The following is a 21,659-nucleotide window of genomic DNA, read 5'->3' as shown; positions in this document are numbered from 1 at the left end:
AACGCCGCGAGCGCGATGAAGACGACCTTGCCGGCCTCGCCTCCGCCGAACCACATCGAGATCAGGGGCACCCAAGCGAAGAGAGCGATCTGGCGGTGTACCAGCAGCACCGGCTCGAGCAAGCGTTTCATGAGGCGGGAAAACCCGATCGCCAAAACCAAGCGCGATTCCGGCCGCACTGCCACACACGAAACCGATCAGATCACGCTCCAGGCTCGCCAAGAGTTTAGGGCGCAGGGCCCGCCCCCAGGCAGCCTGATCGGACCGTGCGGCCCGATACCTATCCGGCCACCATTGCGCCGGACTTCACGACTGATCGTGGATGGCGACCGACCCAACCGGCGAGCAATCGAACGCAGCGAACAGAGGGTGCTCAGCCCTCTGGAAATCTCCTCCCGCTCACTAAGACTGAGCGCTTGGCTTGCCCGTTTCCGAGCGGCCGGACGAATTCCGCCTGTCGGCGAGATCACCGAAAAGACCGACGAGGACTCCCGATCAAATCGTCGCCCGATCGAACTCATCGACTCGCCAGCCTGCCAACGATCCCAAATCTCAGACCGCTGAGCTGCAGAGTAATAGATGCGACGTCGCTGCTTCATGCCTCACACTCCATCTTTGACAAAAGACTAGGCCTCGTGGACAAAGGGTAACCAAAGCTTGACTGCTGCGATGGCGACGAAGCCGAGGTAAGACTCCCTCGTCTTGTCGTATCTGGTGGCGACGCGCCGCCAATTCTTGAGCTTGTTGAACAGCCGCTCGATCAGGTTGCGCCACTTGTATTTTTCGGCATCGTGCGGCGCGGGGTCCTTGCGGTTGCGCTTGGCCGGGATGACTGCCTCAATCTCGGCTTTTGCCAACTCCTCCCGAATGGCGTCGGCATCGTAGCCCTTGTCGGCCAGCAGCGCTTCGATCTTGTCGGCGATCATCCGCAGCAGTGGTGCGAAGCCCTTGATGTCGTGTGCTTCTCCGCCCGTCAGGACGAAGCCGAGCGGACGGCCTTTGACGTCGCAGCGGGCATGCAGCTTGGTGGTGAAGCCGCCGCGCGACCGACCAAGCGCCTCTGTCTGCTGAGTCCCCTTTTTATGCCGACTGCGCAGTGATGCGCCCGGACGATGGTTGAGTCGATCATGTCGGCGGTGCCGGCTCGCTCGACCAGCTCGGCCAGCGTTTCGAGCATAGCATCGAACACGCCCGTTTCGACCCATCGTCGGTAGCGGCGGAACACGCTGTTCCACTTGCCATATTCGTCGGGCAGGTGCCGCCATTGCGCACCCGTCCGCGCCATCCACATCATGCCCTCGAAATAGAGCCGGTTGTCTTGTGCCGGTCGACACCCGCGCCCGCGCTCAGGCGGCAGCAACGGCCCGTCAGCGCCCACTCCTCGTCCGTCAGACCGATTTGTTCGCCCAAGGCTTCCTCCAAAAAGAAGCCTTGAACCAATCCGAGAGTCTCACGTCAACCTTTGTCCACGAAGCCTAGTGTGTTGCGTTCACCTGTTGAGCCCACCCCGCTAAGCGGGCAGAATTTCTGCGACAGCATTTGCTGAAACCCTACTTTACAACAGTGTGGCGCTTCCGGCCGAGCGAAAGCCGGATCGGGAGGTCTTGGGACGATATCATTGTATCAACCTCGACGACGTTGCCGTTGATCCGCACACCTCGTCCCGAGATCGCCCTTCGCGCTTCCCCTTTGGAGGAGGTCAATCCGGCGCGTACCAGCAAATCCACAAGGCTACTCCGGCCAAGCCCTCGGCGTCATTGAGATGAAGCGTCGGTAGCCCCTCTGCGGCTTCGCCATGCCCGAATGCTTGGCTAGCCGTGGCCTCCGCCTGTTTGGCGGCGTTAGTTCCATGTGCCAGGGCCGTAGCTTCGTTGGCGAGACGTTCTTTGACGGCGTTTAGCTCGGTTCCTTCAGCCTTTCCAAATCGCTCGATCTCGTCCATCGGCAGATCGGTGAAAAGCTTCAGGAACCGAACGACATCAGCGTCTTCCGTGTTACGCCAGAATTGCCAGTAATCGTATGGCGAAAGGCGATCTTCGTTGAGCCACACAGCTCCGGCAGCCGTCTTACCCATCTTGACACCTGAAGAAGTCGTCAGAAGCGGCGTAGTCACTCCGAAGACTTCCTTTCCATCCGTCCGCCGTATCAAGTCGATGCCATTGATGATGTTCCCCCACTGGTCGGCTCCACCCATCTGCAAACGGCAACCGGTCCGGCGGGATAGCTCAAGGAAGTCGAACGCTTGGAGGATCATGTAGTTGAATTCTAAGAAGCTCAGATTCTCCTGCTTTTCCAGCCGCGACTTCACACTGTCGAAAGAGAGCATCCGATTGACGGAGAAATGCCTGCCGACGTCTCTCAGCATGTCGATCCAACGAATGCTGTCCAGCCAGTCGGCATTGTTCACCATCACGGCATCCGTCGGGCCGTCTCCGAAGACAAGGAGACGGTCAAAGACCTTTCTGATCCCTTCAATGTTGGCGGCGATCCGCTCGTCCGTCAGCATCGGCCGCGCCTCCGAACGGAAGCTGGGATCGCCAATGCGGGTGGTCCCACCCCCAATGAGAACGATGGGTTTATGGCCAGTCTGCTGAAGATGACGAAGCGCCATGATCAGAAGAAGATGGCCGACATGAAGACTGTCAGCCGTCGCGTCGAAACCAGCGTAAGCGGGTACGATGCCTGCTTCAAAGGCGGCATCGACACCCGGCAGGTCGGTCCCTTGATTTACATAGCCGCGCTCAATGAGCGCCTTCAAAGCCGCCGAACGTGGTTCGGAATGACCGGTTGATAAATCGGGAAGTGCCATACAGGGAATCCTCCTGGTATTGCCGCCAGGGGGTCCTCTCAATGAACAAAGCCGCCTGACGGCGGCTTGTTTCAAGGCATGATCGAAACGCGCCGCTCCTTATGGAAGCGTCGCATAATAGATTGCAGCGATGAGCGCGGACTTGATCATGTGCCGATGCATAAAGGACTTTATCCGCGCCTGCAAGCAATCTGAAATGGCTACTTCGGGGAGCTGCCGAGCCTTTGTCGCGACGATTTTGCGACTTTTTCACCGTCGCAGAACTCAACTTTTGCGACAACATTTCCTGCTTCCCGCTTTCCTACTGATGTCGAGCCCAGACGCGCTTCACCTGCGCTTCGCTGCAGCCGGTCAGCTTTGCCGTCCTGCCGATACTGTTGCCGCCAGACCGGAAGACAATAATGCGTTCGTGTGTCATCAGTCAGCTTGGTCCGGCATATTTCCCGCCCGCCTTTGCCAATTCGATGCCTTGCCTCTGGCGTTCGCGGCGATCCTCGAAGTCGTCCCGAGCCATTTGCAGGGCGAGCTTCAGCAACATTTCCTGAATGGACTCGAGCACGATCTTGGCAACGCCGTCGGCGTCTGTCTTTGCCTGAAGCTGAAAAGCTGATCGAAACAATTCGGAATAAGGGTGCTGTCTTGCCGTACCTGGTGTTGTGGATCTTAGCGACATCGCGGCCAGCGACTGATGCGGTCTATCTTCTCCGCAACGACAACCTCCCCCGGCTGAAGGTCCGCGATTAGACGAAGCAGCTCCGGCCGGTCGGCGCGAGCGCCGGATGCCTTCTCGCGGTAGACGCCGGCGATGTAGTACCCGGCATCCCTCGCCTCAACGATGATCGATTCCTGGCGATCAAGATCCTGCCCTTGCGTACTGACCCGCAGATAAACACGAGCAACGTGCATATCCCTGGAATGAACCCCTCGCCTCACCCGCCCGTGGGGTCGGTTTCCCCTGTCAGAACGATCCCATCTGAAGGAACCCGGCCGTCATCACGACTACCGGTTGCCGCCGAGCGCCGAGGCAAGGCGCACAAGCGAGAGGAACTCGGACCTGTACCCAAACGGGCCGGCTCCTCGAGCGGCAGTGGCGATCTCCATGATCTTGTCGTAACCGAACTTCGCGGTCGCATCCTCGTCGCGCAGCTTCTGGCCGAAGGCCGCGACCGCGACCGAGAAACGCTGGTCGATGCTGGCCTGGTCGAAGGACGCAACCTCGCTGGCCGATGTCAGCGGTGTGGTGATCAGCTTCGAGACGTCCTCGTTCGGCAGCTTGTAGCGGATCTTGACGAAGGCATATTCATCCGCATTGGCGACGCCGCCATTGTCCACCGCCGCCTGGCGATAGCGCAGCGGATCGATCTGCTCGCCACCGCTGCCCTTGGGCGTGATCTCATAGATCGCGGTGACCGAGTGGCCCGAGCCGATATCGCCGGCATCGACGCGGTCGTTGTTGAAATCCTCGCGGTTCAGCGCCCGGGTCTCGTAGCCGATCAGCCGCTATTCCGAGACCTTGTCCGGGTTGAACTCGACCTGGATCCTGACGTCCTTGGCGATGGTGAACAGCGTCGAGGAGGCATCCTCGACCAGCACCTTTTCCGCTTCGGCAAGCGTGTCGATATAGGCCGCGGTGCCGTTGCCGTTCTGGGCGATCGTCTGCATCATCTGGTCGTTCAGATTGCCGCGGCCGAAGCCGAACACCGACAGGAAGACACCGGTCTTGGGCTCCTGTTCGATCAAGCGCTTCAGATCGTCGTCATCGCTTTGTCCGACGTTGAAGTCGCCGTCGGTGGCCAGCATCACCCGGTTGACGCCGTCCTTGACGAAGGACTTTTGCGCCAACCTGTAGGCTTCCTTGATACCCGCCTCGCCGGCCGTGCTGCCGCCTGGCGTCAAATTGTCGATGGCACTGAAAACCTTGTCCTTTTCGGACGCCTTGGTCGGCTCCAGCACGGTGCCCGCATCACCGGCATAGGTAACGATCGAGACCGTATCGTCGGCCTTCAGTTTGCTGGCCAGCAGCCGGAAAGCCGACTTGAGCAGCGGCAGCTTGTCCGGCTCGTCCATCGACCCCGAGACGTCGATCAGGAAGACCAGATTGGCGTGCCGACTTGAAGCGTTTCATGATCCTTTCGCGTCGTCGGGTCGGCTGGTGCGAATTTTCCGCTCGATTATTGAGGCCTTTGTGCGACCGGTGTTCGACGCCGGGCATGAGGTCGCGCCTGGCGGCACCATAGGATCGGAGCTTGTCGGTGATCATGATCCGTGGTGTCCGCCCTTGAGCCTTCAGCAACTTGCGCATCAGACGCTTTGCCGCCTTGGCATTTCGGCGGCTTTGTACCAGCACTTCGAGGACGAAGCCGTCCTGATCGACGGCACGCCAGAGCCACTGCTTCTTGCCACTGATAGCCACCACACATTCGTCGAGATGCCATTTGTCGCCCAGGCAGCCGGCTGACCGTCGCTTGATCTCCGGGGCGAAATGCCGTCCGAATTTCTCCGCCCAGCTTCGAACGGGCGATGATGCCGCGGGCCGCCAGCATGTCCTCAACCATGCGCAGGCTGAGCGGAAAGCGAAAGTAGAGCCATACGCCATACCGCGTGCGCAATGATCTCGGCGGGAAAGCGGTGGCCACGATAGAGCGGATCACGAGCAACTTCTGACATGGCCCAATGTACGCACATCTTCACAAGCTGTCGGTTGACTTTACGGTGCCGCGCCAAGCGAGCAGCATCCGGCCGGCGGGGCCGACCCCGTCTCCCGGCCGTGTGAGCAGAACGGCATCGCGCAGGGGCCGCTTCATCCTCGACGCGGCCAGCCTGCTTTGCCGTTACCGCCGCCGCCGAAAGCGCCAGGCGTTGCCGCCAGGCGCCGGTCCGCCGGCAGCGGTTCGTTTCCATCGATGATCCGATTGCCAACCAGTTCCACTTTCCCCGCAATACCTGCGTAACGCCGCCATGCAAATCTGGAACAAAATCGCGTATGTCGCCGCAGCATGACAGCCGTCCCGGCCAGCTATCGCTGCATCAAGCCGCTGATATCTTTACAGTGCCCGCACGCCTCCTCGCGCGCCAACGGCCAGTCGGGTGTCGCGAATTGAGGCGCGCTGAAGCCGTCCGGCTCAGCCGATCATGGCGCTTCGGTTGCCGGGTTCGAGGTCGTGGCCTCTGCCGCTGCGCGATTCTAGCATTTGAGCCTTGGAGAGCTCTGCTTCAGCCTCGGCGAGGCATGGCTCGGCTGTGGTTCTCTGCCGCAGAAGGTCCGATTGCGAATTCTTGAGGTTGTCACGACGTAGGCGGGCGGCCTTGGCGAACGTCGGATAAGCGAAATGATTGATATCGGAGATGCCGGCCTTCGTTTCCTCGGCGTTTATCTGGAAGTCCAGTTCTCGCGCCATGCGTTCGAAATCGGCAATCATCATGTCTAGCTGCTGCAACTGTCGCCGCTTCTCATTCACCTGAAATTGCTTCAGTCGGACCAGATTACCTCGTGGCTTCATGACTCGGTACTCCGGTACACATTTCGTCCAATCAAACCGCTCTCTCCCAGCCCCTTAACGTTAGGCCTACAGCGACTCTCACGGTTTCTGCTGCGAGAGGAAACATATTTTCCAAAATCCTTGGCGGATGGCTATGAGTTCGTTGGCATCGACAAGCATGCCAGCGAGGGACTTAAGGGGCGGTAAAAAAGGCGGAATAGGATTTCACATTGTCTGCATATGAACGCGTTGAGACCTGCGGCGGGCTTGTCACACAAACCAATCGTCAAGATTTGCGACATAGACGCCGGGGGGGCATGAATACGCCCGCCGTCAGCTACACGCCCCCCCGATTTCCGCCGCCTATTATCGCCCACGCGGTCTGGCTTTATTTCCGGTTTCCGCTGAGTCTGCGCCTGGTTGAGGAAATGCTGCTGGAACGCGGCATCGTGGCTTCGTATGAGACAATTCGCCGGTGGGGCATCAAGTTCGGGCCGGACTACGCTCGCTGCTTGCGCCGCAAGCCGCCGTGCCGGAATGATGTCTGGTACCTGAACGAAAGGGTTCTGTCGCAAACTTTTCGGAAAGGTCATTTGCTGCATAACGCTTGCTCTTTTTTCCGGGAGTTTGTCATGTTCAAAGGCCGCCATTTTGGCCTAATCGGCCCGAAGCTGCGATTTTGGCCAAGTTGGAGAACATTTGGCGAACATCAGGGCTTGCTCTGAGCTCGCAAGAGCATGGCGACGTTTTCGGCGGTAAATTTGAAGCCTCGGCGGTCGGGAATCCGTTCGGCGGAGATAGGATATCGCGGCCGCTTGGGATCAATGCCAGTGATCCGGAATCGTTCGCTTCCAGTGCTGAACTCGCGTCCGAGATCCGAGGGAGCCAATCCATAGCGTGCAGCCAGAAACTCGAACATATCCTTTTCGAGATTGAATGCTGTGCCGTCGGAGGCGGGAACGCTGACACGAAACATGGGCTCGAAGGAGAGCCCGGAATCCAGGCCGCGCCATCCGGCGCTCTCGATGACCAACCCATGATCCGCGGCGATCTTCCGGCAGACCTCGAGCATGCGGGCCTGGATTTCTTCACAGGTCGCGGGTGTCAGACGGGTTATGTGCTTGCCTTTGCTCATCCTGGTTTCCCCTTCCGCACCTGATAGACGGTTCCACGCGAGATGCCGAGATCGCGTGCGATGCGGGTCGGGCCGTGCCCCTGTTTTAGTCGGCTGATAATTTCGGCGCGGTCGATCTTCGGCGGCCGTCCGTTGTAGACGCCGCGCTTTCTGGCAGCGGCAATCCCCTCGGCCTGGCGCTCGCGCCGCAGATTGGTCTCGAACTCGGCAAAGACGCCGAGCATGTCAAAGAAGGCCTTGCCGGCGGCGGTCGAGGTGTCGACTGGCTGCTCGGTTGCGAAAAGATGCGCACCTTTTGCCTTGAGCCTGTCTACGATCGCCTGGAGGTCGCGCAGAGAGCGAGCCAGGCGATCGATGCGGGTGACGACGAGCGTCTCGCCAGGATGGATGAAGTCGAGAATGGTGTTGAGCTGCGGGCGGCCTTCCAGGGAGGCGCCGCTCTTCTGCTCCTCGCGAATGACCTCGCAGCCGGCGGCCTTGAGCGCGGCGATTTGCGCAGAAAGGTTTTGGTCTGTCGTTGAGGTGCGGGCATATCCAATGCGGGTCATACAAAACTGTTGATTTTGGGTGTGCCGAGATGTGAAGTCGTTCAATATCTCAAATCGGACTCGAAATAAACATGGCTGTGCGGCTGCAACGTGTTCATTCGCGCTGCGCAGGTCGGGTATACCCAAATTAGAACACGACCATCGGTTCCGGGCGGTCAGTTACGCCGTCTTCGTGGTTTCAGCTTTCTGGTAACCTCCGCCAGCCACGCGATTGCGCCGGGCGTGGCCTGCCAGGCCTTGCCGTTTTCCTCGACGTAGTCGGCCGCTTCGTCCTCGCCCCCCAAGGTGATATAGCCGTCTGGAGAGGCAACCAAAGGCTGCTTGCCGGACAGGACGCCGGGCACATGGCTGTTCGCGAGCCAGGCCTCCTCGGCAAGCTTCCCGGCGCCTGGATCGTTTTCACGAAAGGCAAGAAGGGCGCGCGTGTAGAGCCATGCAGCAGCGCAATCGTCTTCGTGCTGTTTGAGAAGCTTCCTCAGGGCCTTGATGTCGTCGCGTGCCAGCAAATGCCCGGCCAGCACGTAGCGGATGCCCTGATTGTCATTCGGATTGAGCTCGAGCATCGCCTGATAATGGTCGATGGCCTCCTGATGCCGACCAAGCCGCCAGAGTACGGCGGCAAGACCTGCCCGTGCCCGCATGTAGGGGCGCGTCTCGAGAAAACCCCAGAAGTGACCGGCATATTCCTTGAACCCTTCCGGTCCGAGCGCCTCTTCTCCGGCCTCTACGCCCTTCTGGTAGCAATCCAGCACTTCCTCGACGGAGTTGGCCTCTTCCTCCGCGAGCAACACATAAGCGTCGGCGCACAACGGCGAGATTTTGAGCGCTTTCCTGGCCAGCGAAATACGCTTGCTGCGACTGGTCGCTTCCCAGGCCTCATACATGACGTCTTGCGCGGCGTCGGTCGGGTCGCTCCCTCGTCCGCCGAAAAGACCTGCCATGAACCCCTCCATGCCACGCCGGTCCGGCATCGGAGGCAGAGCATTGTCATTTTCCGGCTGCTTGGACTTCGCCACTGCCTTCTTTCGGGGCTTCTTCGATACAGGCATTTCTACATTCCCTTCGATGGGTCACGCCGCTTGTTTCTGCTCGAAATCGATCCGGCGATCCAGATCGAGGTCGAAGCGGCCATAAGGGTTGACATGGGCATAGATGAGCGGCGTCAGGCCGCGGTAGTCTTCCGGCGTGAGCCGTGCCGACCAGTTCGGCTCGCTCAGCACCGACTGCATCATGCGCGTGTTCACGTAGACCAGCGACGCCTGTATGAGATGCGGAGCCATCGCCGATATCTCCTGGTCGTCGAGCCGGTTGGAAGCGATCTCGCCACCCTTGCCGAAAAAGACGAAGCTGGTCGCGCTGTTCCAGTTCTCGACGACGTTCAGGCCTTCATGGATTTCGCGGCGAAACGGCTCGTGGCGCAAATACCGGCACAGGAAGATCGTCTTGATAGCCCGGCCAAGCTCGGCCAGTGCCTTGTAGGTCGGGTGCATCACCTCGGCGCGGGCGAAGCGGCGCAGGATCGCTTCCGGATCGGCGAGCCCGCTGTGCATGGCTGCGGCATAATTGACCATCTCGTCATATTGCTGCTCGATCTGATCCCGGTTGATAGCGCTGGAAAGAACGGGAAGCAGGTTGGGCAGTTCGGCGCGGAGGCCCGCATGCGGCTGCGCCAGCTTCTGCCGGGCGATCGCTTTGAGCCGTGGCGCGAGCTCGAAACCGAGCAGCCTGCAGAAGGCAAAGCCGATGGCGCTCTGGCCATGGCTGTCGACATATTGCCGCTGGATCTCCATGTCCGTGCAATGCCGCAGCACGCCCTTGATCATCGAAGCGACCTCCGAAGACGAACAGCGCTTGAGCTGCGAGAAGATGCAGGTCGAGCCCTTGTCGACATGCCAGTAGATCATCACGCCGCGACCGCCATAGCGGACATGCCATTCGGTCATCAGGTTGCCGTCCCAGGCGCCGAACTTCTTGGAATCCGAAGCGCAGGCCGTACCGGCCTCGCCCCAGATGGCGGTGTTGCGGATGGCCAGTGTCGCGTTCGCAACGCTGGCGCAGGCTGCTTCGAGCGCTTCCCGGTGAACGAAGCGCCGGCCGACGTGAAGCAATTCCTCGTAACTGACGTCCGGGCATCCGGTCGCCACGCGCTTTAGGCCGGCATTCGTGCCCAATCCGTAAAGGCACAAGATCAGGCGCCGGTCGACCGCACCGCGGGAAAGCGTCACGCGAGAGGCCGATGTTTCAAAAGCATCCAGAAAGCCGGTGTCGAGGGCCGTCTCCTTCAAAACATCCAGCAGTTCCGTCATCGGCCAGCGATGCCCGATCTCGGCCTTGACCGAGCGAAGGCCCTGCGGTTCCGGCAGTGGCTCGAACGGCGTGATCGAGATGCGGTTTTCACCGCGCCAGAGAATGCGCACCTTATCGTTGCGGGCGATTTCGCCGTTCAGCAGCCGCAATTCCCGCTCGAGCTCGGCCTGGATTTTGCGCGTGAAAGCTCGCGCATCCGACGTCAGGTTGAGCGCGTCGTAGTAGGCCGCCCGTCGGCTCTCGAAATCCTTGGGCAGATCGTCGTCCGGATTTCGATAGCGGTTCGCCCCGACTACCCAGATTTCCTTGGCCCGGATGCGATCGCGCAGCTGGCTGAGCACACAGAGTTCATAGCTGATCCGGTTGATGCGCCCGTCCTTGCCGATGATCGCGCTGCGCCATTTCTGCGGAATGACCCCTTCGACTGGCACGCCATTCCGCGGGAACACGCGGCATCCGGTATCGAAGGCTCGCTTGATCCAATCCAAGGCTTCGAGCACCGGCCGATGCACGGCGTTGTTCGAACGAAACTCCAGGACCGAGAGCAGTTTTGGCAAGATCCTTCTGTAGTGGCCGGCATAGGAACCGCGCATCACTTGGTAGATGCGGCGCTCAAGCGTGCCTTTCGCCCGATGCTCCTTGATGATCGCCGCGAGCTTTTCCTTGCCTACCACGGGAAAGATCACATCGCACACCCGGCCGTCCGGCGTCTCGATCGCCGCACCAGCAATGTCGACCAAAAGCCGCTCCTTGCCATAAACCCTCTCGATATCCTTGGCTATCCCGGCCACCACCTTACGCTTCGAGCGAACCCCGATCTTGTGAATGGCCTCCACCAGCAGGTCGATCATCCCGTCGATGATCTGCGCTTCCCGCACCATCAGGAAAACGGCATAAAGACCCAGTTGTCGCATCGGCGTGTGCCGGCGCATCTCCGAGGCTTTTTCGGCACCGACCCGCCGGACAATCTGATCGATCCAGGTCTTGCCCGGGTCCGTCAGCAACTCCCTTGGCAGTTTTAGCTCTTGAATGAAGGCCAGCCGACCGGCGAGCGAAAGCATATTCTCCAGCGTTGTGGCACCTGCATCGGCTTTGATCGTGTGGAACCCCGTCGGGCTTTCCGGATCGGCGAGCGAAGCTTCCATCAGAGCGGCCGTTTCCGGAACAAGCCGGTGCGCCACACGGCCGAGAAATGTTTCTAGGAACCGTTGCCGTTCGGAACGTACAAGCCGCTCCATCTCCTTGCCCGACGGGCCGAAAATCTTGTGGTCGCGGCACCAGAGACAGACAGCCTCCAGCATCGCCGCGACCGACTGCCCGCCCGGGCAAAGCTCCGTTGCTATCCAGTCCGCAAGCGCCGCGCGATCCGCCAGCCTCATGCGGCGAACGCCCAGATGACGGAGAATCTCCGCGCAATGGCGCCGGCCCGAGCGCCCTGAAAAATGGTAGCCGCCGAAATCGGCCTTGCTGACGCCAAGCTGCTCGGCCAGATACGAAACCGCCTCGTCCGGAACCTCGGTCGCGTCGGTGACAAAGTATCCGAAGGCTGCGAAGAACTTCAACTGCACCGCCAGTCCGAGCCTCGACCCGGCCGGCTTGGCGTTCGCAAAGTCGATGTCGGCAAACGAGAGGCTCCACTCACCGACCAACGACTCAGGTGAAACACGCAAACCCATACATCCACTCCCTGTTCAGGGAGTGAATTCTCAGGCGATGGCGCCATGGCGGTCAATCCGTTCCGGCAACGTTCCACAACTTGGCCAAAATCGCAGCTTCGGGCCGATTAGGCCTAGTCGGATTATCGCGTCCTTGGGGCTTCGATGTCCTCAGGATACGCCTTGATGCCGCATAAGCTTCGTGGCGGCTACTCGCTTAGCGGTGGCTAGGAGCGGCCCGGCAGCTTTCGGCCCCAGACTGACATTCGGCAACGCGCCCTATCTCGGCCGCTGCGGTCAGTTTTGCCAGTGACTGGAAGCGGACATTGTCGGCAACCACGCTGGGGTCGCGGTCGCGCTATTGCAGCCGCTGCCGACGCGCGTACAGCCTGCTCCCAGGATAGTGTGGCACTTGTCAGGCTCTACTCGCACCATCTTCGGAAACGCCGGCACTTTAATCTCTGGCGATGAAGTTCGGCCGTCGCTCGAGCGTCGTCCGGAAGCCTCGTTCGGCGAGGAACGTTCGCACTCGTTCGGCGTCCCGTTTCCCCACGTGGGAGACCCATTCTGAGAATAATCGCACGGCGCGCCGGTTCATATGCCTCGACGGGCAGACGAGCCAATAGCCAGGAAACTCGATGACGTCGAACTCGTTTGAAATCGGTACGAGCGATCCTGCGGCAAGGTCTTCGAACGCGATCGTCGTGCTTTCTAGAACGACGCCCGCGCCATCCTTGGCCAGTTGGACCGACATGGACGACCGGTCGAAGCGAAAGGGGTATGTCATGCGAGCGCCCTGGATGCCGTTGCGGGGCAGCCAGTAATCCCATCGAAAGTAGGCCTTTGAGCTTTCTATGAGCCGCGCGGACAGCAGCTGCTCGCGCGGGTCGTTGGATTCGGCCTTGAGCTGCTCCAGATACGAAGGGGAGCACATAGGCAGGATGAAATCGTTCAAAATGCAGGACGAATAGAGGCCTGCCCATCCGCCGTCTCCGTAGCGCAAGTCGAGATCAATGACCTCCGTCTCGAAATCGGAGAAGTTGGGCGTCGCATCGACCCGCAGTTCCCACGAAGGATAGGCGCTGCTGAACTCCGCCAGCCGCGGCGCCAGCCATCGCTCTCCGAAGGACGGGCTGACGCGGATGCTGAGCTGGAAGCTCTCCCGCTGCCGCATGATCGCGTTACGAACCTCGCGAATGGATTCGAATGCCTGCGTCGCGGTCTGGTAGAGGCGCTCCCCGTCGATTGTCAGTGAGAGGTGCCGTTTCTCCCGGTGAAAGAGCCGAACTCCAAGCTGTTGCTCCAGAAGCCGAAGCTGCTGGCTGACGGCGGAGGGAGTCACCTTCAGTTCCTCAGCAGCTTTGATCACGCCGCCCAAACGGGCAACCGCCTCAAAATGACCCATTGAGTTAAGGTTCAGGTCCGCCATTCGTTTGTTTAGCTCAGCTTCACAGAACATTAAGAATCGAGAATTGAGGCCCAAGTCAATCGGCGTCATCATTCTCCGTACATCGGGAGGAGAAACCGGATGGGACCGAACGCGACCCAGGCTCTGGGCAGCGATGGCGACGCTTTGCCGCTCTCTGCTGGCAGAGCCAGCCGGGTGCTGCTGGAAGCCAGCAACATCGAAAAGAGCTACGGCGCGACCCGCGTTCTGCGCGGAGTCGGTTTCCAGGTTCGCGCCGGCGAGATCCACGCCCTACTCGGCGGCAACGGCGCCGGCAAGAGCACGCTGATCCGCATTATCACCGGTCTCACATCCCGCGACGCGGGCGAGATCCGCTTCGCCTCGTTGAAGCCGGGCCGCACGTCGCCGGTCATCGCCGTCGTCCACCAGGAACTTGCACTCCTGCCCGAACTGTCGGTCGCCGAGAACATCGGTATCGTCCACGCCCGCAACGGGCTTTCCGCGAGCAGTATTCACGCCATGCGCCGCGTCGCCATCGATGCGCTCAGGCTGATCGATCCGGCGACGCCGGAGGCTTTCGTCGACCAGGCGGCGCGGCGCCTGTCCCTGCACGAGGGCCAGGTTGTCGAGATCGCGCGCGCCCTGTCTACCGGAGCGGAAGTTCTGCTTCTAGACGAGCCGACGGCCAATCTCACCGCCGGCGAGACCGGCAAGCTTTTCGCGGTCCTCAGGCGGCTGGCGCATGCCGAGGGCATCGGAATCGTCTTCGTCTCACATCGGATGAAGGAAATCCGCGAACTCTGCGACGTCTGCACGATCCTGCGCGACGGCATCACGGTCGAAAACGCCACGCCGCTCGCCGCGCTGACCGATGCCGCGATCGTCCACCAGATGGGGCAGCCCGCCCACAGGTTGACGGCCGCTCGGTCTCGCGCGAAGGCCGAAACGGTCTCGCGGGCGGCGATATCGCTCGCCGGACCCGACGGCGCCTCAATCGAGCTCGCGTCCGGCACAATCCTTGGCCTCGCCGGCGCTCCTCCGGGACCGATCGGACTGATCGCGCCGCTGGTCGGCGCCGGCAAAGGACGCGACTGGCAGATTTCGCTGGACGGGGTGCAGGTAAAGTTCGCCTCGCCCACGCAGGCGGTGCGGGCGGGCGTCGGCTACGTGTCCGGCGATCGTGCTGCCAAAGGAATCCTGTCGCAGCTGCCGATCGTCGACAATGTGCTTGCGGCGCGGCGCATCCGCGACCGCCGCCGCCTTGTGCGCGGCGCCGAACTGCATGAATGCGCCGACCTAGTCTCGGCGCTCAAGCTCAAGGCTCGTTCGATCTGGGACCTGCCTTCCTCTCTATCGGGAGGAAACCAGCAAAAACTACTCGTCGCTCGCTGGCTCGGACTGCCGCTGCGCATGGTCGTGCTCGAAGAGCCGACCCGGGGCGTCGACATCGGCACAAAGCGCGACATCTACGATCTGGTCCGTCAGATGGCGGACGCCGGCGTGACGGTCGTCTGGTGGTCGACGGAGAACGTCGAGCTGCTCGAACTCTGCGACAGGATCTACGCCTTCGACACCGACGGCCGGCCGAAGGGCTTTCTCGACGCGGACCACTTCACCGAGGACGGCGTGGCCGAACTGACGGGGATGGCGGCATGAGCGAGACCGCGCAAAAGACTGCGTCCGAGCGCGCGGCGAGCGTGGGCCGGGCCGGGCACCCCGGCGTGCTCCAGATCTACCGCACGGAGTTCGCGATCGCCTGCGCCATCGTCGCGCTCATGCTCGCCGTCGGCACGTTCGTGCCGGCCGCGCTGAGCATGGGCAACATGCACAACATCATCCAGGCCGCCGCGCCGCTGATCATCATGTCGCTGGGCGTTTTCCTGGTCGTCTTGACCGGCGGTATCGATCTCTCTGTGGGCTCGGTCTTCTCGCTGACCGGCATGGTCACCGCGCTCGCGATGGCGAACGGCGCGGACGGTGTCACGGCGAGCTTCGCCGGAATGGGCGTCGGCCTCGTCTTCGGCTCGATCAACGGTTTCCTCGTCACGGTGGTGCGGCTGGCGCCCTTCGTGGTGACGCTCATCACCTACGCGGTGGCCGGATCGCTCGCCTTCATCGTCACCAACGGCCGCTCGATGCCGATCGGGGCGCCGGACTTCTGGCTGCTGAACTCGGGCGAGATGGTTCCCAGGATAGCCAACCACCTTTTGTTCTGCATCGTCCTGATGGTGGTGCTCGAGATCGTCCTGCGCAAGGTGGTTGTCGGACGGTGGTTCTATGCGGTCGGATCGTCCGCCAATGCAGCCCGGCTGCTCGGCATCCCGATCCTGCGCATTACCTTCGCGGCATACGTCGCGTCCGGCCTGCTCTCCTCGTTCGCCGGTCTGGTGACTGTCAGCTACATCCTGAACGCCGAGGCGACCGCCGGCGCGAGCCTGATGCTCCAGGCAATCGCGGCCGTGGTGATCGGCGGGGCGAGCCTCTTCGGCGGCACCGGCAGCGCGATCGGCGCAGTGCTCGGGGCACTGATGATCACCTGCATCCAGAACGGGGTGAACCTGATTGGGGTGAACAGCTTCTGGCAGGGCTCCGTCACCGGCGTCGCCATCCTGCTCGCAGTCCTGATCGACCGCTTCAGCAACACTAGTCGTACCTGAATCATCAAAGGGAGGAACCATGATGAAGACGAAGACTATCCTGCTTTCTGCGATCGCCGCGGCCACGCTTTCGAGCGCGTCCTATGCGCAAGACAAGAAGACAGTCGCATACATCGCCCCGTCGCTCGACATCTCGTACTGGCAATGGGTCGGCTACGGGGTCAAGCAGAAAGCCGAGGAACTCGGCATGGACTATGTCGAGTACACGTCCGAGAACTCGCCGGCCAAGCAGATGGACAATGCCCGCACGGCGGTGACCAAGGGCGTCGACGCCATCGTGATCGGGCCGGTGAGCTCAACCTCGACGCCGCCGCTGCTGAACTATCTCGAGCAGCAGACGATCCCGATCGCCTTCGCTGGCATAGGCCCGCAGCCTAGCCTGACGAACTTCACCTCCTCGGTGACCGCCAACAACTACGAGACCGGTAAGGCGCAGGGCAAGTTCACCTGCGATCTCGCCAAGGAGCGCGGCGGGAACAAGGTCGGTATGTTGTCGCTGCCGCAGGACCGTGAGAACGCGCAGAAGTATCTCACCGGCGCCAAGGAAGCCTTCGAGGCCGAGGGGTGCGAACTCGCACAGATGCTCGAGACGCGTGGGCTGACGATCAACGAGGCGGTCACGCAGGCCAACGATCTCCTGACGGCCAATCCGGACATCAAGGCGATCTATGGCATGTATGACGAAGCGGGAACCGGCGCGGCTAAGGTCGTCGAGACCCGGGGCCTGCAGGGTAAGGTCGGGATCACCGTCGCAGACGGTTCGCCGACAACGATCGACCTGCTCAAGAAGGGCGCCATTCAGGGCATCTTCTTCCAGGAAGCGGTCGGCCAAGGCATCGATGGTACCCAGCAGGTCTACAACGCCCTGACCGGCGCCCCCGTCACCCAGAACATGGCCTTGGTGATGCCTCTGGTCACGGCCGATAAGGTGGACAGCCCGGAGGCCCAGAAGGTCATCTCGCGCGTCTTCCCCCCGAGCAACTGAGCGCGAAAACGCGCCCGCCGGTCCTGCCGGCGGGCGCGCCTTGGACAAGCGAGGAGGACGACGTGGACGACATTCCCTTCATCGACCCGCACCATCATCTGTGGGACCTCGAGGAGAACTACTATCCGTGGCTGTCTGACGACGTGAAGCCGTCGGCCTTCGGCGACTACACGGCGATCGTCAAGAGCTACCGCATCGAGGACTATCTCGATGACGCGAAGAACCAGAACCTTTTCAAGTCCGTGCATCTCGACGTCGGCTTCGACCCGAAGGACCCGGTTGGCGAGACGCGGTGGTTGCAGGGCGTGGCCGACAAGCACGGCTTTCCGCACGGCATCGTCGGCTATGCCGACCTGTCGAAGCCGGATGTCGGCGACCTCCTCGACCTGCACATGGAATATGCGAACTTCCGCGGCATCCGGCAGTCGATGAACTATCATCCCGATCCGGCTAAGACATATCAGGCTAGGCCCGAGGTCAGCCGGACGCCCGAATGGCGGCGCGGTTTCCGCGAACTTACCAAGCGGAGGCTGAGCTTCGACCTGCAACTCTACTACCCGCAGATGGCGGAGTTCCTCGATCTCGCCCGCGATTTTCCCGACGTACAGATTATCCTCAACCACACCGGCATGCAGGTCGACGGGCCGGAGCATTTCGCGGCCTGGCGGCAGGGGATGCAGACGCTGGCCCAGGCTCCCAACGTCGCCTGCAAGATCTCGGGCCTCGGCATGGGGGACTTGACCTGGACCACCCAATCGATCCGTCCCTACGTCGAGGAAGCAATCGCCGCCTTCGGTGTGGAGCGATGCATGTTCGCGACCAATTTCCCGGTCGACAAGCTGTTTTCGAGTTTTGACGCGATCCTGAACGCATTCAAAGAAATAACGAAAGAATGTCCGCAGGCGGAGCGGATGGCGTTGTTCCATGACAACGCAGAACGGTTCTACCGACTTTGACACACAGCAATTGGAAATTCGAAGGAGTGCACTCATGTTGCTGAAAAGCAAGACGGCCGTTATTTCGGGCGCGGCGAGCCCGAGAGGGATCGGCCGTTCGACCGCGAGCCTAATGGCGGAGCACGGCGCCCGGGTCGCCATCTTGGATCTCGACCTCGGTCAGGCGCGGGAGGCGGCGGCGGCACTCGGACCCGACCATATCGGCGTCGCGTGCAACGTGGCCGATCGCGACGCCTGCGGGGCCGCGGCGGCGGAGGTCGTCCGCGCCTTCGGAAGGGTCGACATCCTCTGCAACAATGCTGGCATCACGCAGCCGGTGAAGACGCTTGAGATCATCCCCGAGGACTGGGACCGCATCCTCGACGTCAATCTTCGCGGCGTACTCTACCTCAGCCAGGCTTTCATTCCGCATATGCGTGAGAGCGGCGGCGGCTCGATCGCCTGCATGTCGTCGGTTTCGGCACAGCGGGGCGGCGGCATCTTTGGCGGACCGCACTATTCGGCCGCGAAGGCCGGCGTGCTCGGCCTCGCAAAGGCGATGGCGCGAGAGTTCGGCCCCGACAATATCCGCGTCAACTGCGTGACACCGGGCCTGATCCAGACTGACATCACCGCCGGCAAGCTGTCCGACGCGGCACGCGTCGACATCATCAAGGGTATCCCGCTATCGCGCCTGGGCGACGCCCGCGACGTGGCCGGCGCCTATTTGTTCCTCGCGTCCGATCTCTCGTCCTACATCACGGGCGCGGTGATCGACGTCAACGGCGGGATGCTGATCCATGGCTGACGCTGCCGTCCGAGAGATGCCGGAGGCCGGTAGCAATGTCAGCCTCGCGGAGCGTGCCTATCGCATCCGCCGCCACGCGGTGCGGATGGGAGCGGTGCAGGGCCAGGGCTACGTCGGACAGGCGCTCGGCATCGCCGACGTGCTGGCGGTGAGCTACTTCCATGCCCTACGTTACCGCCCTCAGGACACGCTTTGGGAGGGAAGGGACCGCTTCCTCTTGTCGATCGGCCACTACGCGATCGCGCTCTACGCAGCGCTGATCGAAGCCGGAGTACTGCCTGAGGAGGAACTGGAGACCTACGGGACCGACGACAGCCGTATGCCGATGTCGGGCATGGCAGCCTATACGCCCGGCATGGAGATCACCGGCGGATCGCTGGGTCACGGGCTTGGCATCGCGGTGGGCATGGGCCTCGGTCTGAAGCGCAAAAAGAGCGACAGCTTTGTCTACAACCTTTTATCCGATGGTGAGCTTGGCGAAGGGTCTACCTGGGAGGCGGCGATGTCTGCGGCCCACCACAGGCTCGACAACGTGATCGCCATCGTCGACTTCAACAACCAGCAGGCCGACGGCCCATCCCGCGACATGCTCTCGGCGGAGCCGGTCACCGACAAGTTCACCGCCTTCGGCTGGCATGCCCAGCGCGTTGACGGCAACGACATCGAGGCGGTCAAGGCCGCCTTCGACATCGCGCGCAACCTCGGCGAGGCCAAGCCACGCATGATCGTGTGCGACACGAAGATGGCCAAGGGAGTGCCCTTCCTGGAGCGCCGCGAGATCACGCATTTCATCCGCGTCGAGCCCGATGAATGGGTGCTCGCCCTAGAGGCTCTGGAGAAGGGGCAAGCGCTATGAGACTGTCCAAGTTCGAACCCCGCAAGCCGCTCACGGCCGGCGAACGCAAGACGACGTCGGCGATGATCGCATCGATCGCGCCCGATGGCGTGCCAACGCGTACGGCGCCGTTCGGAAACACGCTTGCGCGACTGGCGAATACGCGTCCTGACATCGTCGGGCTAACAGCGGACCTCGCCAAATACACCGACCTTCACGTCTTCGCGCAGGCCCATCCCGACCGCTTCCACCAGATGGGCATGGCCGAGCAGGTGATGATCAGTGCGGCGGCGGGCCTGGCGCGCGAGGGATTCACGCCCTTCGCCACCACCTACGCGGTGTTTGCCTCCAGGCGTGCCTACGACTTTATCTGCATGGCGATCGCGGAAGAGAACCTTAACGTAAAGATCGTCTGCGCGCTGCCGGGGCTGACGACCGGCTACGGGCCGAGCCACCAGGCGACCGAGGACGTCGCGATCTTCCGCGGCATGCCGAACCTGACCATCATCGACCCCTGCGACGCGCTCGACATCGAACAGGCGACCGAGGCGATGGCCGACCACAAGGGCCCAGTCTACATGCGCCTGCTGCGCGGCAAGGTACCCGCCGTGCTCGACGAATACGACTACCGGTTCGAACTCGGCAAAGCGACGGTGCTGCGCGAGGGCGCGGACGTGCTGTTCATCTCCAGCGGCCTGATGACGATGCGCACGCTGGAAGCGGCAAAAGCCCTTGAGGCCGATCGCATCGGCTGCGCGGTCTTGCACGTGCCCACGATCAAACCGCTCGACACCGCCTCGATCCTCGCCGCCGCGAGAAAGCCCGGCCGCCTCGTCGTCGTGGCCGAGAACCACACCGTCATCGGCGGCCTAGGCGAGGCTGTCGCAGCCGTGCTGCTCAACGAGGGAGTCACCCCGGCATACCGCCAGATCGGCCTGCCGGACGCGTTCCTAGACGCCGGAGCCCTGCCGACCCTTCACGACCGCTACGGCATCTCGACCAGCGCAGTCGTCCGCCGAGTCAAGGCCTGGCTCTCATGAAGCAATGGATGCTGCCCCGACAAATCAACAAGTGGAGGAGAATATGACCATTGCACTGAACCGCCGTACCATGCTGCGCACGCTCGGCGCCGCGCTTGCCGCGCCTGCCGTCCTGGCCTTCCCTCTTCATGCGCGTGCACAGGCAACGCTGACGCTCGGCCATGGCGCGGCGCCGGGGAATCCTCGAACGCTGGCGGCCGCCAAGTTCGCGGAACTGGTGACCCATAAGACCGAGGGCCGCATCACGATCAACATTGCCGGCTCAGAGACGCTTGGCAATGATGCGGCGATGCTGACCAGCCTGCGCACCGGCGCCCTCGACCTCACGGCCAACAGCCAGGGTCCCGCCGCCAGTCTCGTGCCGGAGATTTCCGTTCTGGGGCTGCCGTTCCTGTTCTCCGACGCCGCGCACGCCTTCAAGGTCGTCGACGGCGCGATCGGCGCGACGCTGGCCCAGAAATTCGAAGCACTCGGCATCGTCCCGCTTGGCTACTGGGACAATGGCGTGCGCCACGTCACCAACTCGAAGCGGCCCATCACCAAGCCGGACGACCTCAAGGGCCTGAAGATCCGGACTCCCGCCGATCCGATGACCATCGACATATTCCAGACCCTCGGGGCGGCGACCGAACAGATCGCCTTCGGCGAGCTCTATGTGGCCCTGCAGCAGGGCGTGGTCGATGGGCAGGAGAACCCGCTGGCCAACATCAACAGCTCGAAGCTCTACGAAGTGAACAAGTTCATCTCGCTGACGGCGCACAAATGGGAGTCGACACCGTTCCTGATGTCACAGGTCGCATCGGCCCGTGTCGGCGCCGATCTCGAGCATATCCAGGCAGCAGCCAAGGAAGCCGGTGAATTGCAGCGGGGCCTGTCCAACAAGGCCGCCGACGAGACACTTGCGGCCTTCAAGTCGAACAGCGCCATCGCAGTCAACGACGTCGACCGCACGGCCTTTCTGGAGGCAACGAAGCCGGTCGCCGAAGACTGGAAGTCGAAGGAATGTCGGCCCGTTCGTCGAAGAGCTGGTGGCCGCCGCCAAGGCCTAACTTAACGCG

The 21,659-nt window shown here is 61.9% G+C and carries 18 protein-coding genes and 6 pseudogenes; 10 read left to right on the top strand and 14 right to left on the bottom strand.

What is annotated here, in order from left to right; all coding sequences use genetic code 11:
* Positions 1–197 precede the first annotated feature (197 nt).
* The 4 genes and pseudogenes from NKH23_RS34685 to tyrS form a co-directional block, all read right to left on the bottom strand.
* A complete protein-coding gene (locus NKH23_RS34685) occupies positions 198–521 on the bottom strand; it encodes a helix-turn-helix domain-containing protein (protein ID WP_373420512.1) in 324 nt (107 codons plus the stop codon).
* A gap of 105 nt (positions 522–626) precedes the next feature.
* Positions 627–1,205 (bottom strand): IS5 family transposase, encoded by a 579-nt coding sequence (locus NKH23_RS25990; RefSeq protein WP_245277911.1) that lies wholly within the window; start codon positions 1,203–1,205, stop codon positions 627–629.
* 29 nt (positions 1,206–1,234) lie between these two features.
* A pseudogene (locus NKH23_RS25985) lies at positions 1,235–1,378 on the bottom strand (transposase); the annotation flags it as partial.
* 172 nt (positions 1,379–1,550) lie between these two features.
* A pseudogene (gene tyrS, locus NKH23_RS25980) lies at positions 1,551–2,809 on the bottom strand (tyrosine--tRNA ligase).
* A 130-nt stretch (positions 2,810–2,939) separates the two neighbouring features.
* Here tyrS and NKH23_RS34680 point away from each other — a divergent pair.
* Positions 2,940–3,419, top strand: a complete 480-nt coding sequence (locus NKH23_RS34680; protein WP_502912374.1) for a hypothetical protein — start codon at positions 2,940–2,942, stop codon at positions 3,417–3,419.
* A 53-nt stretch (positions 3,420–3,472) separates the two neighbouring features.
* Here NKH23_RS34680 and NKH23_RS34675 read toward each other — a convergent pair whose 3' ends face one another.
* The 5 genes and pseudogenes from NKH23_RS34675 to NKH23_RS25955 all read right to left on the bottom strand — a co-directional run bounded on the left by NKH23_RS34675 (position 3,473) and on the right by NKH23_RS25955 (position 6,309).
* Positions 3,473–3,715: a recombinase family protein gene (locus NKH23_RS34675; protein ID WP_023804241.1), complete on the bottom strand. Its 243-nt coding sequence runs from the start codon at positions 3,713–3,715 to the stop codon at positions 3,473–3,475.
* A 93-nt stretch (positions 3,716–3,808) separates the two neighbouring features.
* Positions 3,809–4,912 (bottom strand): annotated as a pseudogene (locus NKH23_RS25970) (YfbK domain-containing protein); the annotation flags it as partial.
* Positions 4,908–5,476: pseudogene (locus tag NKH23_RS25965) on the bottom strand (IS6 family transposase); the annotation flags it as partial. The pseudogenes NKH23_RS25965 and NKH23_RS25970, both read right to left, overlap by 5 nt.
* A 50-nt stretch (positions 5,477–5,526) precedes the next feature.
* A pseudogene (locus tag NKH23_RS25960) lies at positions 5,527–5,692 on the bottom strand (DUF1403 family protein); the annotation flags it as partial.
* A gap of 239 nt (positions 5,693–5,931) precedes the next feature.
* Entirely contained in the window at positions 5,932–6,309 is a 378-nt protein-coding gene (locus NKH23_RS25955) for a flagellar export protein FliJ (RefSeq protein WP_352451800.1), read from the bottom strand.
* Between the two features lie 296 nt (positions 6,310–6,605).
* Here NKH23_RS25955 and NKH23_RS25950 point away from each other — a divergent pair.
* Positions 6,606–6,875: pseudogene (locus NKH23_RS25950) on the top strand (IS6 family transposase); the annotation flags it as partial.
* A gap of 122 nt (positions 6,876–6,997) precedes the next feature.
* On the opposite strand, the gene NKH23_RS25945 reads toward NKH23_RS25950, so the two are convergent.
* The 5 genes from NKH23_RS25945 to NKH23_RS25925 all read right to left on the bottom strand — a co-directional run bounded on the left by NKH23_RS25945 (position 6,998) and on the right by NKH23_RS25925 (position 13,431).
* Positions 6,998–7,423 carry a hypothetical protein gene (locus tag NKH23_RS25945; RefSeq protein WP_353035670.1) on the bottom strand — a complete coding sequence of 142 codons (426 nt, stop codon included), beginning with the start codon at positions 7,421–7,423 and terminating at the stop codon, positions 6,998–7,000.
* Positions 7,420–7,971 (bottom strand): recombinase family protein, encoded by a 552-nt coding sequence (locus NKH23_RS25940; protein ID WP_353035738.1) that lies wholly within the window; start codon positions 7,969–7,971, stop codon positions 7,420–7,422. Before NKH23_RS25940 ends, NKH23_RS25945 begins: the two co-directional genes overlap by 4 nt.
* Before the next feature lie 155 nt (positions 7,972–8,126).
* The gene (locus NKH23_RS25935; RefSeq protein ID WP_353035668.1) at positions 8,127–8,912 is read right to left on the bottom strand and encodes a tetratricopeptide repeat protein; all 786 of its coding nucleotides are present in this window, start codon (positions 8,910–8,912) and stop codon (positions 8,127–8,129) included.
* Between the two features lie 129 nt (positions 8,913–9,041).
* The gene (locus NKH23_RS25930) at positions 9,042–11,954 is read right to left on the bottom strand and encodes a Tn3 family transposase (RefSeq protein ID WP_353035666.1); all 2,913 of its coding nucleotides are present in this window, start codon (positions 11,952–11,954) and stop codon (positions 9,042–9,044) included.
* Positions 11,955–12,387: 433 nt separating this feature from the next.
* A complete protein-coding gene (locus NKH23_RS25925) occupies positions 12,388–13,431 on the bottom strand; it encodes a LysR substrate-binding domain-containing protein (protein WP_353035664.1) in 1,044 nt (347 codons plus the stop codon).
* 30 nt (positions 13,432–13,461) lie between these two features.
* Between NKH23_RS25925 and NKH23_RS25920 the strand changes: the two genes are divergently transcribed.
* The 8 genes from NKH23_RS25920 to NKH23_RS25885 all read left to right on the top strand — a co-directional run bounded on the left by NKH23_RS25920 (position 13,462) and on the right by NKH23_RS25885 (position 21,655).
* Positions 13,462–14,997, top strand: a complete 1,536-nt coding sequence (locus NKH23_RS25920; RefSeq protein ID WP_353035662.1) for a sugar ABC transporter ATP-binding protein — start codon at positions 13,462–13,464, stop codon at positions 14,995–14,997.
* A complete protein-coding gene (locus NKH23_RS25915) occupies positions 14,994–15,998 on the top strand; it encodes an ABC transporter permease (protein WP_353035660.1) in 1,005 nt (334 codons plus the stop codon). The genes NKH23_RS25920 and NKH23_RS25915 overlap by 4 nt, the downstream gene beginning before the upstream one ends.
* A gap of 22 nt (positions 15,999–16,020) precedes the next feature.
* Positions 16,021–16,983 carry a substrate-binding domain-containing protein gene (locus tag NKH23_RS25910; protein ID WP_353035658.1) on the top strand — a complete coding sequence of 321 codons (963 nt, stop codon included), beginning with the start codon at positions 16,021–16,023 and terminating at the stop codon, positions 16,981–16,983.
* A 62-nt stretch (positions 16,984–17,045) separates the two neighbouring features.
* A complete protein-coding gene (locus NKH23_RS25905) occupies positions 17,046–17,939 on the top strand; it encodes an amidohydrolase family protein (RefSeq protein WP_353035656.1) in 894 nt (297 codons plus the stop codon).
* Between the two features lie 34 nt (positions 17,940–17,973).
* Positions 17,974–18,726 (top strand): SDR family NAD(P)-dependent oxidoreductase, encoded by a 753-nt coding sequence (locus tag NKH23_RS25900; RefSeq protein ID WP_353035654.1) that lies wholly within the window; start codon positions 17,974–17,976, stop codon positions 18,724–18,726.
* Between the two features lie 16 nt (positions 18,727–18,742).
* The gene (locus NKH23_RS25895) at positions 18,743–19,582 is read left to right on the top strand and encodes a transketolase (RefSeq protein ID WP_353035736.1); all 840 of its coding nucleotides are present in this window, start codon (positions 18,743–18,745) and stop codon (positions 19,580–19,582) included.
* A complete protein-coding gene (locus NKH23_RS25890; RefSeq protein WP_353035652.1) occupies positions 19,579–20,601 on the top strand; it encodes a transketolase family protein in 1,023 nt (340 codons plus the stop codon). Before NKH23_RS25895 ends, NKH23_RS25890 begins: the two co-directional genes overlap by 4 nt.
* Before the next feature lie 43 nt (positions 20,602–20,644).
* A complete protein-coding gene (locus tag NKH23_RS25885) occupies positions 20,645–21,655 on the top strand; it encodes a TRAP transporter substrate-binding protein (RefSeq protein WP_353035650.1) in 1,011 nt (336 codons plus the stop codon).
* Positions 21,656–21,659: the final 4 nt, after the last annotated feature.

The sequence above is a fragment of the Mesorhizobium sp. M1328 genome, assembly GCF_040318075.1.
Lineage (GTDB): Bacteria > Pseudomonadota > Alphaproteobacteria > Rhizobiales > Rhizobiaceae > Mesorhizobium.
Note: the sequence above shows the minus strand (reverse complement) of the source record. Positions and strands in the feature narration are given on the sequence as shown.